Genomic DNA, 15092 nt, shown 5'->3' with positions numbered 1-15092 from the left:
ACCTCAGGAAAACTCATCATGACTACTCAGACTCCACAGTTCCTTCTCGACTTCCGCTCGATGAGCACGATCGGTGCGACGCCCGGCGGTGGTGTTGACCGGCAGGCAGCCACGGTTGCGGATGGGCAAACGCGGAACTGGTTCCGCGGGCTCGTTGAGGGCTATGGCTTTGAGGTGCACTACGACCAGGTTGGCAACCAGTTTGCGCTCCTTGAACTGGTACCGGGAGCGCCATATATTGCGGTGGGTTCGCACATGGACTCGCAGCCGCTGGGCGGTCGCTTCGACGGGGCCTACGGTGTGCTGGCCGGTGCGCACGCGGCGAAGGCACTCGCCGAGGAACGCAGCGATGGCGCGAAGTTCAACCTCGCGGTGGTGAACTGGTTCAACGAAGAGGGCTGCCGCTTCAAGCCCTCCATGATGGGCAGCTCGGTGTTCACCGGCAAGCTTCCTGCGGAGCAGGTGCTCGAGACCACCGATCCCAAGGGCGTCACCGTCCGTGAGGCGCTCCAAGCGATCGGCACGATCGGGGACTTCACGCTGGATATTGCCGCGTACGTCGAGATCCACATTGAACAGGGCCGTTCGCTTGACGACTCGGGTGTGCAGATTGGTGTGGTCGAGTCGACCTGGGCAGCAAACAAGTACGAGTATCGAGTGATTGGCGATCAGAGCCACACCGGTGCGACGGTCATCGCTGACCGCAAGGATGCGCTGCTCGGCGCCGCCGGGATGATCGTCGCGGCGCGGGATGTTGCAGATCAGTTTACGGATGAGCAGGAGATGGTCGTGACCTCCTGCGGTGAGATCAGTGTGTTCCCGAACTCGCCGGTCGTGGTTGCCAGCGAGGTGCAGTTGCTGATTGATATCCGCAGCACGAGCGTGGAGCGGCTGGCCGAAGCGGATGCCGAGCTGATTCGTCGATTCGAGGCGGCAGCGGAACGTGCCGATGTCGTGCTGGAGCGCGGCAAGGAGCACATCTGGGGTGCCAATGAGTACGACGCGAAGGGTCAGGCGCTCGCGGCTGCCGCGGCGGACTCCCTCGGGCTCTCGCACAGCCAGGTGCGTACGCTCGCGGGGCACGACTCGACGAACCTCAAGGACATGGTGCCGACGATCATGCTCTTCGTGCCGAGCGTCGACGGGATCACCCACAACGAAAAGGAATTCACCAAGGACGAGGACATGCTCGCCGGCGTTAGCCTCCTGACGGAAGTGCTGCGCCGCGTGACCGCGGGCGAGTTGGTCGAAGCGAAGTAGCTGGATCTATTCTGGCGCGCCGACCACGAGCTGGCCGGACTGTGAGCCTTGCGTGACGGTCACCGTCTGGCTGCCGCCGGCATACTCAAACTCGCATTGGAATGACTCGCCCTGCTGCACCTTGATCCAGTCGGGGCAACTCACCTCTGTCAGGTCACCGAGCCCGTAGTCATCGCGCAACACCGCGACGACCTCGCGCTCCACAGCCTGGCTGTCGTAACTGCCGAGCTGGTTTGCGTAGGTATAGCCCGCAAGCACGCCCGCGGCGATCCCGATCGGAAGTAGCAGCGACAGAATCACCACGGTGGCCCGTGCCCCGCGGCCGCGTTTCTTGTCGCGCTTGCTGGAAGCCGGCGAGGACTGGCCCGCAGTTTGGGTGTGCTGATTGGCCTGATGGGTTCCGTAGTGGCCGCTGGCCGCCGGTGTCCCGTAGGCCTGCGGGCGGCCGTAGCTTCCGGATGCGCCGGACTGGCTGCCATACGCCGTCTGGCCGACGCCCGTCGACTGCCCGGCATGGGTGGTCTGTGCGGATTGACCGTATTGCGCGTGTGTCTGTCCCGCGTAGCTCTGCGGGCGGAACGCGCTGTGGCTGCTGGCTTGTTGGCTGCTTGCATGCTGGCTATTGGCCGGCTGGCCACTCACGCTATAGGAAGGTCGGCTGGTGCCAGGTCCGTTCCAACCTGACGACGAGGTCGAAGCAGTCCCCGCATCCTGCGCTGCAGTGTGCCGCCCAGCCGCTGACCTCGGCGGGATGTGCTGGGACTGGGCCTGCGGCTGGGAGTCGCCCTTCGCATCCGGACCCTTGTCGGCACCGGCCGAGGCCTGGAAAGCCGCGGCAGGCGAAGCCGCAGTGTCGGCTGCAGCGCCAGTTGTAGTGCCAGCTGCAGGGGCAGTTTCCTGGTTCAGCGCCGACAGGTCCGGCAGCTTCGGCATCTCCGGCTGCTTGGGAGACTCCGGCTGTTTGGGCAGCTCTGGCCGGGCAGCGTCCTCATTGGGTTGAGGATCATTCGTAGGCGGGTGCGTCATGATCAGTTCCTCGCTGCTCGGTTAGACCGAACCAATTTTGGTCAAAAACTCTTCAAGCTGGGCCTGGGTGGTGATCCGGTACAGGTCATTCTGCGGAATATCCGCGGCAGCCACCGGCACCATGTCCGTGGAGGCCGAGGTGCTGGTCAGCTCGAAGCCGATCTGCATCGACAGCTGATTACCGGAGGAACTCTTCAGGACCCCGTTCACCTCGATCTTGGTGATGATGCCGTCGGGATTCACCCACAGATGCATCGGCACGAGCGTGTCGCGCATCTCATCACTCGCGAAACCCTTGAGATCTCCCTCGCGCAGGATCAGACCCGTGTCCGACAGCGCCCCGTAGGAGACCGCGGTCGCGAAGTGCTGGTCGCCCGATTCGCTGCGCGAAAGCTGCACCGGCACTGTCTCGATGTTGTCTCGAGTCAGGTTCCATGCATCCACAAGAGCACACATATAGGCGACCGCGAAGAGCTGGCAGGAGGCATCCGGATCGGTTTTCAACCCGAGGTCGGGCACCGGCATGCTCACCCAGCTCTTGCCGTCGGCGATCTCCTCTTTGATCTGGTCGCCGAGCAGATAGTAGGTCTCGCCCGAACCGCCCTCATGGGACTGGTCGAAGGAGTAGCCGTCCATATCGGTGAAGAGCCGCGACACGTAACTTTCGCCGCTCACCGAGGTCTCGTACTCCATGTGCAGTTCGAGTTCGGTGGCCTCGAAATGGTGGTAACCCACTGCCTGAAATTCTTCGAGGGATGCGAGGCCCGCGGTCGCATCCAGGTTCAGCAGCTCGTCTCCCGCACCTTCGTGGAAGGTCGCTTTGTCGTCGTGGTGTGCGACCACCCACGGGTCGACCTCGTACCCGAGCCCGGCGTCATGGGCGGCATCGACGATCGGCGCGCAGGCTGTCAGACCAAGGGCAACCGCGCCGGCTGCCACCGCGGCAAGAACTCGTCGAGCGCCTCGATACGTCGCTGCGCTCCTTCTCGGCGAGCGTGGTGCGATCGGTCGCTGAGTAGGCGTAGCCGTATCGAAGCGTGGCGAGCTGCGAAACTTCATCCCCATCACGACCCGTCCAACTCGTTGTAGATGTTCAATGCGGTCTGCCCGAGAACGGGCGAGTTGGAATCTTTCGTTCCCACCGAGATGGTCGAGGTTACGCCGACCACGTACCCGGTGCCGCTGGCGGCATCATAGTTCGCGAGCCAACCGCCGCCCGAAGCACCCTGTGTCATGGTGCAGTCGTGCGTGTAGCCGCCCTGCCAGTTCGAGGTGAACTCCACGGATGCGCACATGTATTCCTCGCGCCCGTCATAGGGCGCGGCGCTCGGGTAGCCGATCTGCGTGAGCGTCTCGACGGGGATACCGAAGGCGATGCCCTGCGCACCGGTCACCTCCTGAATCGTCTGGCCGTCCTTCTCCTCCATCTTGAGGAAGGCGTAGTCGTAGTTCCAGCCCTCGTCGCTGACGAGGTAACCCTTGTCATCCGTAATCGCACCGTCAACGAACTGCTGCGGCACCGACACCGATACCGCAGCCCACATCCCGTAGGGCTGTTCTTGCGCGTCATTCCGGTCGCCCGGCACAAACATCACCGACTGTGCGAGCGTGCCGGTGCCGTCGGTAGTGACTACGCAGTGCGCCGCGGTTACGACGATGCTGCCCGATTTCGAGTTCACCACGGTGGCCGAGCAGACGTTCAACATCTGCCCGTCGAAGGTGAAATAGAGCCGACCAAAGGTGGATTCGCCGAGCCCGGCGCGGTCGAAGACTTCCGCATCCGCCACCGTGCCGTAGCCGTTCGGGTTACTCGGCATGGATGCGCTGGCCGGCAAATACGCGCCGGTCGCCGGGTCGCCGGGGCCGGGAGGCAGCGAGTTATCAGGGGACTGGAACTCCATACCCTCCGCGTTTTCCAGCTTCGAAGGATCGGACCAGAAGTCGTGGGATTCCTGCGGGGTGCTCTCGAAATCCTCGCGAAGCCCGGCGTCGTCACTGAGCACTTCGGGGAGGTACGGCGAGTAACCACCTGCGGAAGTTTCGCCCTGCACATCCGTGACCGCGCATCCGCTCATGAGAAATGCCGCGAGGGTCGCGAGAATCGCGCCGGCGCGGCGTATGCCGTTGCGGGGGTGTGGCATGGAACTCCATTCGTGGGGGTACATCCCAGTCTCGCCTAGTAACGCTACTCCTGGCGTCGTTCAATGGTTGGAATCACGCGCAAGCGGATGGAATGATTCGCGGCAATGTGTTGTTGTCCGCAGGTATGACGAAGTTTTCGGTGCTCGATCTTATTCCTGTGAACGACTCCCAGAAGGTGGCCGACGCACTGCAGTCCTCGAAGGCTCTGGTTGAGGCGGCGGATCGCCTCGGGTACCACCGCTACTGGGTGGCGGAGCACCACAACACTGAAGCGATTGCGTCCACTTCTCCCGCGGTCTCACTGGCCTACCTCGGGAGCGCAACTGAACGCATCCGCCTCGGCTCGGGTGGGGTGATGCTGCCGAACCACTCGCCGCTCGTGATCGCCGAGCAGTTCGCGCTGCTGGAAGGGATGTATCCCGACCGCATCGACGTTGGGCTTGGCCGTGCGCCCGGCACCGACCCGATCACCGCCCGGGCCCTGCGCCGCGATATGTCGCGGGAGACGGTGGAACGCTACCCGGCGGATGTGCTTGAGCTTGCGGGGTACCTCGGCGACGTGCGTCCGCAGGTGGATGCGGAGATGTTCCGCAAGCTGCGCGCGGCGGCCGATGTGCCGCACCGCCCGGAGATCTGGCTGCTCGGCTCGAGTCTGTATTCGGCGGAGCTTGCCGGTGTGCTCGGGATGCCGTTCTCGTACGCGAATCACTTCGCGATGGGGCAGAACGCGGTGCAGGCCGTGAACCACTATCGGGCCCACTTCGAGCCCTCGGCGACTCTCGCGCAGCCGCGCGCGATGGTCTCGGCGACGATGCTCGTGGCCGACACGATTGAGGATGCACAGGCGCTGGATCTTCCGACTCGCGTTGGGCGCTACCAGCTGATGGCCGGCAAGATGGGGCGCACCATGTCGCCCGAGGCCGCCAAGGAGTTCTCTGAGCGGGTCGTCAACAGTGAGTTGTGGAACCGGGCTACCGGCAGCCAGTTCGTGGGGCCGGTGCAGTTGGTGGCCAATAGCATTCGGCAACTGCACGACCAGACCGGGGCTGAGGAAATCATGCTGCAGCCAAACGGCTATGACGTGGCCACTCGCATCCACACGATCACCGAGGTCGCCGCCGCGCTCGAGCTCGATTCGGCAGCCGAGTGACCACTTCGCTCGCCGAGTGACTACCCCGCTCACCGAGTAGGCGCGTAGCGACGCCCCCTCGTTCCCTGAGTAGGCGCGTAGCGCCGTATCGAAGGGCCTCGGGCGGGCGCGCTTCGATACGCTTCGCTACTCAGCGAGCGGTGTATTTCGTTCGCCGAGTAGGAGCGCAGCGACGTATCGAGGCGTACTCAACAGGTGCGAACGCCCCGTATATCACCCCCGCAGGCGACGGTTTTCGACCCACAAAGTGCATATGACCAATGCAGGACGCGCTTTCGCGTTGAATGCCCGTGGCTGCTGGCGGTTGCGACTGAGAGAGTGGAACGAACGCTGGCGTTGATGCTGGCGATGTTTCGCAGCTTTTGGAGGACCTCCCCATGACTCAGTCCCAGCAGGCTCAGCGCCAGTCGACCGACGGTTCGCAGGCTCAGCAACCGTCGTCGCAATCCCGTTCTGTAGGCCACGCGATCGTCGAAACGCTTGCGACTCACGGTGTGGAGCGGGTGTATTCGGTGCCGGGCGAGAGCTTCCTCGACGTGCTCGACGGGCTGTATGACTCGGGAATCACGAACGTGGTCTGCCGCCAGGAAGGTGGCGTTGGTTTCATGGCACTCGCGGAAGGGCGGCTCACTGGTAATCCCGGAGTGGCGTTGGTGACTCGCGGGCCGGGCGCCGCGAACTTCTTCATCGCGGCGCACTCCGCCTATCAGGATGCGACTCCGCTTGTCTGCTTCGTGGGACTTGTACCTTTTGCGGACCGCCGCCGGGAATCCTTCCAAGAATTCAGCATTGATAGTTGGTTCGGGTCGACCGCGAAGCGTGTGCTCACGATTGAAACGGCCGACCAGGCCGGTGCGATTGTCGCGGAGGCGATGCACGTTGCGGTTTCGGGCCGCCCCGGTCCGGTAATCGTTGGTCTCCCTGAGGACCTGTTGTGCGAAATCACCGAGGCGCCCGCACCCAAGCCGCGGGCGATCGCCGCCCCAGCGCCCAGTGGGACTGATCTCGAAGAACTGGCTGCGCGCATCCGTGCCGCGAAGAAGCCGTTCCTGCTCGCTGGTGGTGACGCGTTCTTCGGCAGCACAGGCAAAGAACTTGCGGATTGGGCGCTGTTTAACCACATCCCGGTGGCGGGGGATTGGCGCAATTACGATGCGGTGCCCAATAGCCACCCGGCGTACATTGGCTGGCCCGGGTACGGTCGCCGCGACAGCATTGTCGAAGCGATGCGCGAGGCCGACCTCTTTATTGGGGTTGGTGCGGTGCGCGGGGACGTCATGAGCGAGGGCTACACGGTTGGTCTCGAGACCGAAACGGTGTTGGTGTCGACGGATGCGCAGCTGCTGCAGCACGCCGGTCGCGTCGATCAGTTCATTGCGGCCACGCCGAAGCACTTTGTCGAGGCGCTCGGTGACCTCGAGGATGTGCGCGGCGACCGCACCCCGGATCGTGTCGCTGAACTGCGCGCGAGCCACGAGCGTTTTTCGCAGGTGACTGAGCATGAACCAGTGGCCTCCGGCGTGGATCTCGAACTGGTGTTCGCCGAGTTGGAATCGCAGCTGGGGGATGCGCGGGTCGTGACTTACGGCGCCGGCAACGCGACGATTTGGGGTCACCGCCAGCTCTCGCACAATGTGCCGAATAGCCTTGTAGGTTCGCGGAACGGTGCCATGGGGATGGCGGTTCCTGCCGCTGTGGCCGCGGCGCTGGTTTTCCCGGAGCGCCGAGCGGTTGCGGTGTGTGGTGATGGTGATTTCTTTATGAATGGCCAGGAGATTGCGACGCTGGTGGCGCAGGGCGGGAAAGCCCTCTTCGTGGTGGTCGACAACTCCCGGTTCGCGACGATCGTTGAGCATCAAGAGAACTGGTATCCAGGGCGGCCTTCGGGCACAGACCTCGTGAACCCTGATTTCTCGGCATGGATCGCTTCCTTCGGGGGTCGCGGCGCGCGGCTTGACTCGAATGAGCGCATCGCTGAGACTGTGGCTGAGCTGCTGGCATTTGACGGCCCGGCGCTGCTGCATCTCGTGATCGATCGTGAGACTCCTTCTCCTAGCGGTAAGGGGTTTTAGGCCCGCGGTGGCCAGACGAGTTCTGTCTTGTGCTCGCTAAATCCGCGCCGGAAGGGCAGCAGACGATCTAATTCGCCTGGACATGCATCCGCCGCCCTGGCCCGGATAGATAGGGGACAATAGACATCGTGAACTTTGATGACCCTCGCGACGCCCCTGACAGCTCCGACGCCGCTCGCCTTGAGCGCATCCGCGCCGCCCTGCAGCGGGCCGATTACACCGTTGACGGTGTCGAGCGCTTGCTCGGCTCCGGGGCGGCGGATGCGCTGCACCGCGACCTGCTGGCCCCGGCTCAGTTCGCGCTCGACGCACGCGAGGCGACGGGTGTGGGTTCAGACACCGCGCATCCGGACAATCAACTTGCCGCGCTCATCCGCGTGTACCTGCTTGCCGAACCGGTCGAAGCCGGGATGCTTCCCGCGGTGGATGATCAGGTCGCCGCCGGGCTCCTCGACCCGCGCGATCAAGACGGTCTTGTCGCTGCCCGAGTCGACATCCGCCCCTACGCGATCGCCGAAGGCGAGACGACCCTCGACCTGTGGGTCGCCAGCGACCTCGGTGGTCTACAGGTGCCGGAAGACCAGCCATTGCGTCGCGACCACGTGGTCGGCATCGGCCCCGCGACCGCAAACCTCGCGCAGCTGACCCCACGCGGCGAGGTTTCGCGGGCGCTCGACCTCGGTGTTGGGATGGGCGTGCAGACGCTGCACCTGCTGCGGCACGTCGAGTTTGTGGTTGCCACGGATATCTCTGACCGCGCGCTGAGCTTCGCGCGCTTCAACCTGCTGATTAACGCTGAGGCGCTGGAACTTGACCCCGCCAATCTCGAAGCCCGTGTCTCGCTGCGCAAGGGCGACCTGCTGGAACCCGTGGCGGGGGAGCAATTCGACCTGGTCGTCTCAAACCCGCCGTTCGTAATCACTCCGCGCCGCGAGGGTGAGGATGCGAGCGAGCAGTACACCTACCGTGACGGCGGTCGCCCCGGCGACTCGCTCGTCGAAGGTCTCGTGCGCGGGCTCGGCGACATTCTTGCCGAGGATGGCATCGCGGTGATGCTCGGGAACTGGGAGATTCACGAGCAGGATGCGAACTGGCACTCGCGCCTGGAAACCTGGCCGAGCACCGGCACCGACCTGTGGGTCGTGCAGCGTGAGCAGGCCACCCCGATCGAGTACGCCGATATGTGGCTCAAGGATGCGGCGGAGAACCGCGAACTGGAATCCTGGCGAGTGCAGTTTGGCCGCTACCTCCGCGACTTCGAATCGCGCTCGGTCGAGGCGATCGGTATGGGGATGCTCTTCCTCCACCGAGCTCCTGAAGGAGCGACGCCGGTGCGCCGCTTCGAGACGCTGGAACACCAGCTTGAGCAGCCGCTTGGGGCGCGCATCCGCGATGCCTTCACGGCCGATGACTGGCTGCGCGAACGTGAGAACGACGACCTGGTCGACGAGACCTTCGTGGTCGCGGGGGATGTGACCGAGGAGCGCTGGACGATCCCTGGCGACGCCGACCCCTCGGCGATGCTGCTGCGGCAGGGTGGCGGTTTTCGCCGCACCTTCCCCGAGACCACCGAACTCGCTTCGTTCGTTTCGGTATCGGACGGGGACCTCACCGGTCGGCAAATTTTGACCGCGATTGCGGCGCTCCTCGAGGTCGATCAGGATGCGCTGAATGAGAGTGTCTTGCGCGACGTGCGTGATCTCGTGTCGCTCGGGTTCCTGGTGCCGAGGTGGATGTAATGAGCGAGGCAACCCCCGCGCCGCCCGAGCACACGCCGTCGGTATCGCCGGCCGATCCTCACGCTCACCACCACGGCTATCGCAATGACGTCAATGCGTTGAAGAACCGTCTTAAGCGTATTGAAGGCCAGGTGCGCGGCGTTGAGCGCATGGTCGATGAGGATGCTTACTGCATCGACGTGATCACGCAGATTTCGGCGATCAAAGCCGGCTTAGACCGCGTTGCAATGCTGCTGCTCGAAGACCACCTCGACCACTGTGTCGCCGACGCAGCCACGCAAGGCGATTCCGAATACACCGCGATCAAGATTCAAGAAGTTACCGACGTCGTCAAGCGACTGCTGAAGTAGTCGCACGGCGCCGCGACCGCAATCACCTCGTTGCCGAGGCCGCGGTCACTTCGTCGCTGCCGCCACGCCACCGAGCCGTGCCAGCGCATCCGCGAGCAAGGTCAGCGAATCTGCGAGCCAGGTTCGTCACACTGAGCCGGGGCGTTCTACCAACCCGGCTCGGTGCGACCACCCCGTGTGGGTGTGGGTGTGGGTTGAGCCCCGGCGCTGCGTCGGGTTGCGGCTGTTCTACGAGGCGAGCGCGGCCTCGAGTGCCTCGAGAGACTCGCTGAGCTCTTCGGCGGTGATCGCTCGACTGAAATACTGCAGCATCAAGCCATCGAGCGCGGCAAATAGTGCTCGACCCAGTGCCTTGTTCGGGGCGATTCCGTTCGGTGAGAGTCCCGGCAGGAGCGCGGCAAGATAGCGGCGATAGAGCTCGTGGACTGCCGGGCGAATTTCCTCGCGCCGCGTGGCTTCGAGGATCATCTCGTACTGGAAGATCTCGAGCTCTGGTTGAGTCGCAACATTCTTGAGCAAGGCCTGTCGAAAAGCGTGGCTGTCATGTACGTATTCGGACAGGTCGGCCGCGGCAATCGAACCGGTGGTTGACCATTCAAGCGCGGCTGCGAGCAGCTTGTCGCGGTTGCCGAAGTGGTGCGCGATCAGGGTGTTATTGACCCCCGCAGCCTCGGCGACGGCGCGGAAGGTCATTCCGCGGAGCCCTTTCTTTGCGACTACCTCGACGGTCGCGCGAAGCAGGGCCTCCTTACCGTCGCCGTAACCCGGTTTCCGATCCTTGTCGCTCACCGTTTCAGCATACTGACTGCCCTGAACCAGTCAGAGCCGGTGGAGGATGCTTGACGGAGCGCATCCTCTCCGCGTACGTTGAACTAAGCAACTGCTTAGCAAGCGACTTTGGCTCGAATCCTCGAGCAGGTCGCAAGCACTACGTCTCAAAGTTGAGAAGGGGAATTTCATGACGATTCAGCAGCCCACGCAGCCAGCGCAATCCACCCAGTCGGCACAGCCCACGCATCGCGCACAGCTTGCACCAGCGGACCAGGGCTATGTGTCCACTGAAGAGTGGCCCGATGTGACGGCCATGCTCGCCGGATTCGGCGACCCGAGCCTTCCCGCGAGCGAAAAACTCGAGGGGCCAGCGATTGTGGTCGCGTTTGAGGGCGGGCGAAGGATCGAGCACCAATTCGCCGCAGGAAAGGTGACTTGGCGCATCCTGAACGGCGATGCTGCCGGTGCCGAAGGGGCGCATCCGTACCGCGCGGTCGAAGTTCGCCCCAGCATTTTCTTCGTTGACTTCCTCAAGGGGGAATCGGTAAGCACCCATGATGTTTCGCTCGTGATTAACCTCAACAGCGGTCAGGTGACGGTTGCTGAATCCTCATTTGTTGACCGTGGCGGTGAGGTTCGGATGCGCACTGATATTGCACACGGGGTGGTCGAAGGCTTCGGAGAGATTAAGCCACTGGAGCCAACGAGTGAACTTGTCGGGAAGCGGATCTACTACCGCTACAGCCCAACTGAGCACTATGAGCACATCTATCTCAATGCGGGGACCTTCGTGTGGCATTGCGTGCGCGGTGCGGAGGTTGGCCTCGCCGACGCGGACCCAGTCCAGGTTTGGCATATTGCCGAAGATTTGGTGCTGCTGCATTGGAGTGAGACCGTCATGCCGGTGGAGTCGATCGTGACCATTGACCTCGCGGCCAAGCGCTCGATCGGCCGGATGTTCTGCTGGGACGGGCCGACGCTCGATACTGTGCACATCCCTTTCGATAGTCAATTCACGGTGCTTGCGGATACGGACTATCCAGCGGAGTAGCCGCGACGGATACGTGTGCCGGGAGTGCACGCGAATTGCCCCTCAGTGCGCGACTTGGCATAGCGCATCCCATCACCATTGACTCCAAACTAAGCAAACGCTTATTTTTAACCTGTTCAATCTCAGCAAGTGCTGAGTTTTAACTCGACGGAGAGTAACTATGAGCGACATCAACCAAGAACGCTTGGATACCCAACGCTTCGACACGATCATCATTGGCGCAGGATTTGCCGGGCTCACGGCCGCGCGTGACCTCGCTGCTGAAGGCCAGAGCGTCCTCGTCATCGAGGGCCGCGACCGCATCGCCGGGCGCACCTGGTACGAAGAACGCCTCGGCATGGGCCTCGAACTCGGCGGCACCTGGGTGCACTGGACCCAGCCCTACGTCTGGCGCGAACTCAACCACTACGGCATCGGCACCGTAAAGAGCCCCGACTTCCAACGCGCGATCTGGTTCGAAGACGGCGAGCGCCAGGATGGTTCACTCGAGGAACTGCTCGAGGCGATGGCACCCGGTTGCGATGCCTTCGGCGTCGAAACCCGCAAGTATTTCCCGCGCGCCTTCGAACCCTTCACCAACCCAGAGGCCGCCGACCTCGACCACCTCAGCGTCGACGACGTCATCGCCACCCTCGAGCTCACCGACTCGCAAAAGCAACGGCTGCGCACTTTCTGGACGCTCAACTTCAACGGCAGCACCGACACCGCGGCCTACACGCAGGCGCTGCGCTGGCTCGCCGCGACCAACGGCGACTGGCAGGTGATGTGGGAGGCCTGTGCCACGTACAAAGTCGAAGGCGGCACGAAGGCACTCGCAGATGCGATCCACCAGGATGCGCTGGGTCACGGCGCGCAGTTCCTGTTCAACACCCGCGTGGCTGAGGTCGTGACGGATGCAGACCGCGCGACCGTGCACACCTTGACGGCCGAGTATGTGGCCGATCGCGTGATCGTCACCGTTCCGCTGCAGATTCTCGGGGATATCTCCTTCACCCCGGCCCTACCGACCCCGATCAACCACGCCGCCGCACGCGGACAAACTGGGCTCGGCACCAAAGCCTGGTTCAAACTCAAGGGCCACGCCGAGCCGTTCATGGCGCTCGGCGAGCCCGACTGGCCATTCAACTTCCTGCAGGCCGAGTACCCCGTCGAAGACGGCATCATCGTGATTGGCTTCGGGTCGGATGCATCCGCCATCGATGTCACGGACCTCGCGCAGGTGACGGATGCGGTGCAGCGGATCATTCCTGGTGCCGAGATCGAGGCCACCACTGGGCATGACTGGTGCTCCGATGAATTCGCGGGCGAGACCTGGCCGATGCACAGCGTTGGGCACTTCAAGGAATCCTTCACGGCGTTCGTGGCGGGAACCGATCGAGTCCGTTTTGCCGGTGCCGACTACGCCCTCGGCTGGGGCGGATTCATTGACGGGGCGATCGAAAGCGCAACCCAGCAGTCGCGCCGGATCCTCAATGAAGTTGTGGCCAGCGCATCCACCGAGCGCACCCTCTCGGAAGCGAGCCAGAAATGAGCGCGCCAAAGTCAACAATTGAGACCGCGAAAGTCGCCGACGGCCAACACCAGCTGAAGGCAAACAGTCTCGGGCCCGTCGGCGTCGCATTCTTCGTGCTCGCCGCAGCCGCTCCGATGGCCGCGTTCGTAGGTGCCGGTCCGGTGATTTTCTCGCTGATTGGTCCAGGCGTGCCGCTGGTGTACCTCCTGATCGCCGCGGTTGTCGCGATCTTCGCCGTCGGCTATCTCAAGATGAGTCAGCACGTAAACAGCGCCGCTGGGTTCGTCGCCTACATCGAAAAGGGGCTCGGGATACGCGCCGCGGGTGCGACTTCGGGACTCGTGATCGTCACCTACATTGCCCTGCAGGTTGGATTCTGGGCGCAGTTTGGGGTGTTCGCGAACCAGCTGGTGGCCACCTACCTCGGCGTCGATATTCCGATCTGGCTGTGGGCGGTCGTCTTCATCGCGATCACGACGGGGCTGGCGATGTGGGGCGTGGATATGAGTCTGCGCGTCCTCGGAGTAATTCTCGCGCTGGAAGTGCTCGTGGTGCTCGCGCTGGTCGGCGGTATCTGGATCTCCGACGACAAAGTGCCTTCGCTCGAAAGCTTCAGCCCGGCGGTGTTCACGAACCCCGGCCTCGGCATCGCGATCCTGTTCGTCGCCACCTGCTTCACAACCTTCGAGGCCACCACGGTTTTCGCGGAAGAAGCGCGTAACCCGCGGCGAACGATTCCGCTGGCGCTCTTCTTCGTGATCGGCTTCATCGCGATTTTCTACGGACTCGCGACCTGGGCGGTCAGCATGGCGGTCGGGCCGGATGCGGTGCAACAGGCCGCGACGGAGAACCTGGAAGGGCTGATGTTCGGCTTGGCTGCGCAGTATGTTGGGCCTTGGCTCGACCTGATTATGCAGATCATGGTGGTCACGAGTTTCGTGGCGATGCTGCTCGGGATGTCCAATATGTTCGCGCGCTACGCTTTCGCGCTGTCTCGTGCGCGGGTACTGCCGCAGGCCCTCGGCAAAGTGACGAAGCGACAGGCTCCCGCTCGAGCCGCCCTCGCAAACGGCGTGATTGTCGCGGTGATCCTACTTGCCTTCCTGTGGTCAGGTGCCGATCCCATGGTGGTCGTCTACGCCTGGTTTGTTGCGCTCGGCACGATCGGATTCATCCTGATCATGGCCCTCGCATCCGTTGCAGTGCTGGTGTTCTTCCGGCGTCGACGTGACATCAAGGGTGGCCTGATCTCCACTGTGATCGCACCCGCGGTCGCGCTCGTGCTGGTCGTCGCGATGCTCGTGTTCTCGATCGCGAACTACGACGCGCTCCTGCTCGGCGGGGGAGAGACCGCGAAATGGCTGCTACTTGCGCTGCCGATCGCGGGCGTGCTCGGCTGGCTCGCTGCCCGCAAGTCACGCCGCATCGACTTCGACACCGAATCCATCAACATCCAAAAACTGCGTGCTGAAGAAGCCGCCGCCCTCGAGGGCGATTCATAGCCAATCCCAGGAATGTCCATGAGCTGTCCGCCGCGGCCACGGTGGCAGTCAGGACAACAACAAGGAGGAATCATGACCGAATACATCACCCACGGAGTCCGCGACGACTCGAAGCAGGAGCCCTTCGAGGTCGGCACCGTGCAGTGGATCCGCCGCCCAGGTGAGGGTGATCGCGAGGGCCTCAGCTGCGGGTACTGGAAGGTAACGCCTGAGGAAGCTCCCGAAGCATTCGACCTCGTCTCCCATGGCGACGAAACCATCCTGCTTCTCGAAGGCAAGATCCGCATCGAGCCGGTCGATGGGGAACCGTTTGTGCTCACCGCCGGTTCCAGCGCATCCTTCAACGACGGGTCGCGCTCGCGCTGGCAGATCCTCGAGCCCGTGCTCGAGTGGTTTGTGTACAGCTAATCACGTGGATTCGGCGGTGCCGAAGTACTCGGCAACGCTGAGATGCGTCGCGACACGGCACGCCTAACGATGGGTCGCAGTTTCGGCTGCGGCCCATTGCGGCGTTCG

Annotated in this window: 13 protein-coding genes; 9 read left to right on the top strand and 4 right to left on the bottom strand. The window is 63.3% G+C overall.

Annotation, left to right across the window (positions count from 1 at the left end; genetic code table 11):
• Window positions 1–18: 18 nt before the first annotated feature.
• Window positions 19–1260: a M20 family metallo-hydrolase gene (locus tag F8O05_RS02065; protein ID WP_158051073.1), complete on the top strand. Its 1242-nt coding sequence runs from the start codon at window positions 19–21 to the stop codon at window positions 1258–1260.
• A gap of 6 nt (window positions 1261–1266) precedes the next feature.
• On the opposite strand, the gene F8O05_RS02060 is transcribed toward F8O05_RS02065, so the two are convergent.
• The 3 genes from F8O05_RS02060 to F8O05_RS02050 form a co-directional block, all read right to left on the bottom strand.
• Window positions 1267–2286, bottom strand: a complete 1020-nt coding sequence (locus tag F8O05_RS02060) for a DUF4333 domain-containing protein (protein WP_158051072.1) — start codon at window positions 2284–2286, stop codon at window positions 1267–1269.
• 21 nt (window positions 2287–2307) lie between these two features.
• Window positions 2308–3225, bottom strand: a complete 918-nt coding sequence (locus F8O05_RS02055; RefSeq protein ID WP_158051071.1) for a hypothetical protein — start codon at window positions 3223–3225, stop codon at window positions 2308–2310.
• A 125-nt stretch (window positions 3226–3350) separates the two neighbouring features.
• On the bottom strand, window positions 3351–4427 hold the full coding sequence (locus tag F8O05_RS02050; protein ID WP_192496988.1) for a trypsin-like serine peptidase: 1077 nt from the start codon (window positions 4425–4427) through the stop codon (window positions 3351–3353).
• 92 nt (window positions 4428–4519) lie between these two features.
• On the opposite strand from F8O05_RS02050, the gene F8O05_RS02045 reads away from it, so the two are divergent.
• The 4 genes from F8O05_RS02045 (at window position 4520) to F8O05_RS02030 (ending at window position 9739) form a co-directional block, all read left to right on the top strand.
• Window positions 4520–5578: an LLM class flavin-dependent oxidoreductase gene (locus tag F8O05_RS02045; RefSeq protein ID WP_404811349.1), complete on the top strand. Its 1059-nt coding sequence runs from the start codon at window positions 4520–4522 to the stop codon at window positions 5576–5578.
• A gap of 377 nt (window positions 5579–5955) precedes the next feature.
• A complete protein-coding gene (locus F8O05_RS02040) occupies window positions 5956–7650 on the top strand; it encodes a thiamine pyrophosphate-dependent enzyme (RefSeq protein ID WP_158051068.1) in 1695 nt (564 codons plus the stop codon).
• A gap of 128 nt (window positions 7651–7778) precedes the next feature.
• Complete coding sequence (locus F8O05_RS02035) at window positions 7779–9389, top strand: DUF7059 domain-containing protein (RefSeq protein ID WP_225735678.1); 1611 nt, start codon at window positions 7779–7781, stop codon at window positions 9387–9389.
• Window positions 9389–9739 carry a metal-sensitive transcriptional regulator gene (locus tag F8O05_RS02030; RefSeq protein ID WP_158051066.1) on the top strand — a complete coding sequence of 117 codons (351 nt, stop codon included), beginning with the start codon at window positions 9389–9391 and terminating at the stop codon, window positions 9737–9739. The genes F8O05_RS02035 and F8O05_RS02030 overlap by 1 nt, the downstream gene beginning before the upstream one ends.
• A gap of 228 nt (window positions 9740–9967) precedes the next feature.
• Here the strand turns inward: F8O05_RS02030 and F8O05_RS02025 are convergent, their stop codons facing one another.
• Entirely contained in the window at window positions 9968–10528 is a 561-nt protein-coding gene (locus F8O05_RS02025; RefSeq protein ID WP_158051065.1) for a TetR/AcrR family transcriptional regulator, read from the bottom strand.
• Window positions 10529–10697: 169 nt separating this feature from the next.
• Between F8O05_RS02025 and F8O05_RS02020 the strand changes: the two genes are divergently transcribed.
• From F8O05_RS02020 to F8O05_RS02005, 4 genes are all read left to right on the top strand, one after another.
• Entirely contained in the window at window positions 10698–11561 is an 864-nt protein-coding gene (locus tag F8O05_RS02020; RefSeq protein ID WP_158051064.1) for a MoaF C-terminal domain-containing protein, read from the top strand.
• A 160-nt stretch (window positions 11562–11721) separates the two neighbouring features.
• Window positions 11722–13092 (top strand): flavin monoamine oxidase family protein, encoded by a 1371-nt coding sequence (locus F8O05_RS02015; RefSeq protein WP_158051063.1) that lies wholly within the window; start codon window positions 11722–11724, stop codon window positions 13090–13092.
• On the top strand, window positions 13089–14576 hold the full coding sequence (locus F8O05_RS02010) for an APC family permease (protein WP_158051062.1): 1488 nt from the start codon (window positions 13089–13091) through the stop codon (window positions 14574–14576). Before F8O05_RS02015 ends, F8O05_RS02010 begins: the two co-directional genes overlap by 4 nt.
• Window positions 14577–14648: 72 nt before the next feature.
• The gene (locus F8O05_RS02005) at window positions 14649–14984 is read left to right on the top strand and encodes a cupin domain-containing protein (protein WP_158051061.1); all 336 of its coding nucleotides are present in this window, start codon (window positions 14649–14651) and stop codon (window positions 14982–14984) included.
• The last annotated feature ends 108 nt before the right edge of the window (window positions 14985–15092 follow it).

The sequence above is a fragment of the Gulosibacter chungangensis genome, assembly GCF_008831155.1.
Taxonomy (GTDB): Bacteria; Actinomycetota; Actinomycetes; order Actinomycetales; family Microbacteriaceae; genus Gulosibacter; species Gulosibacter chungangensis.
This window is presented reverse-complemented; position numbering and strand designations above follow the sequence as displayed.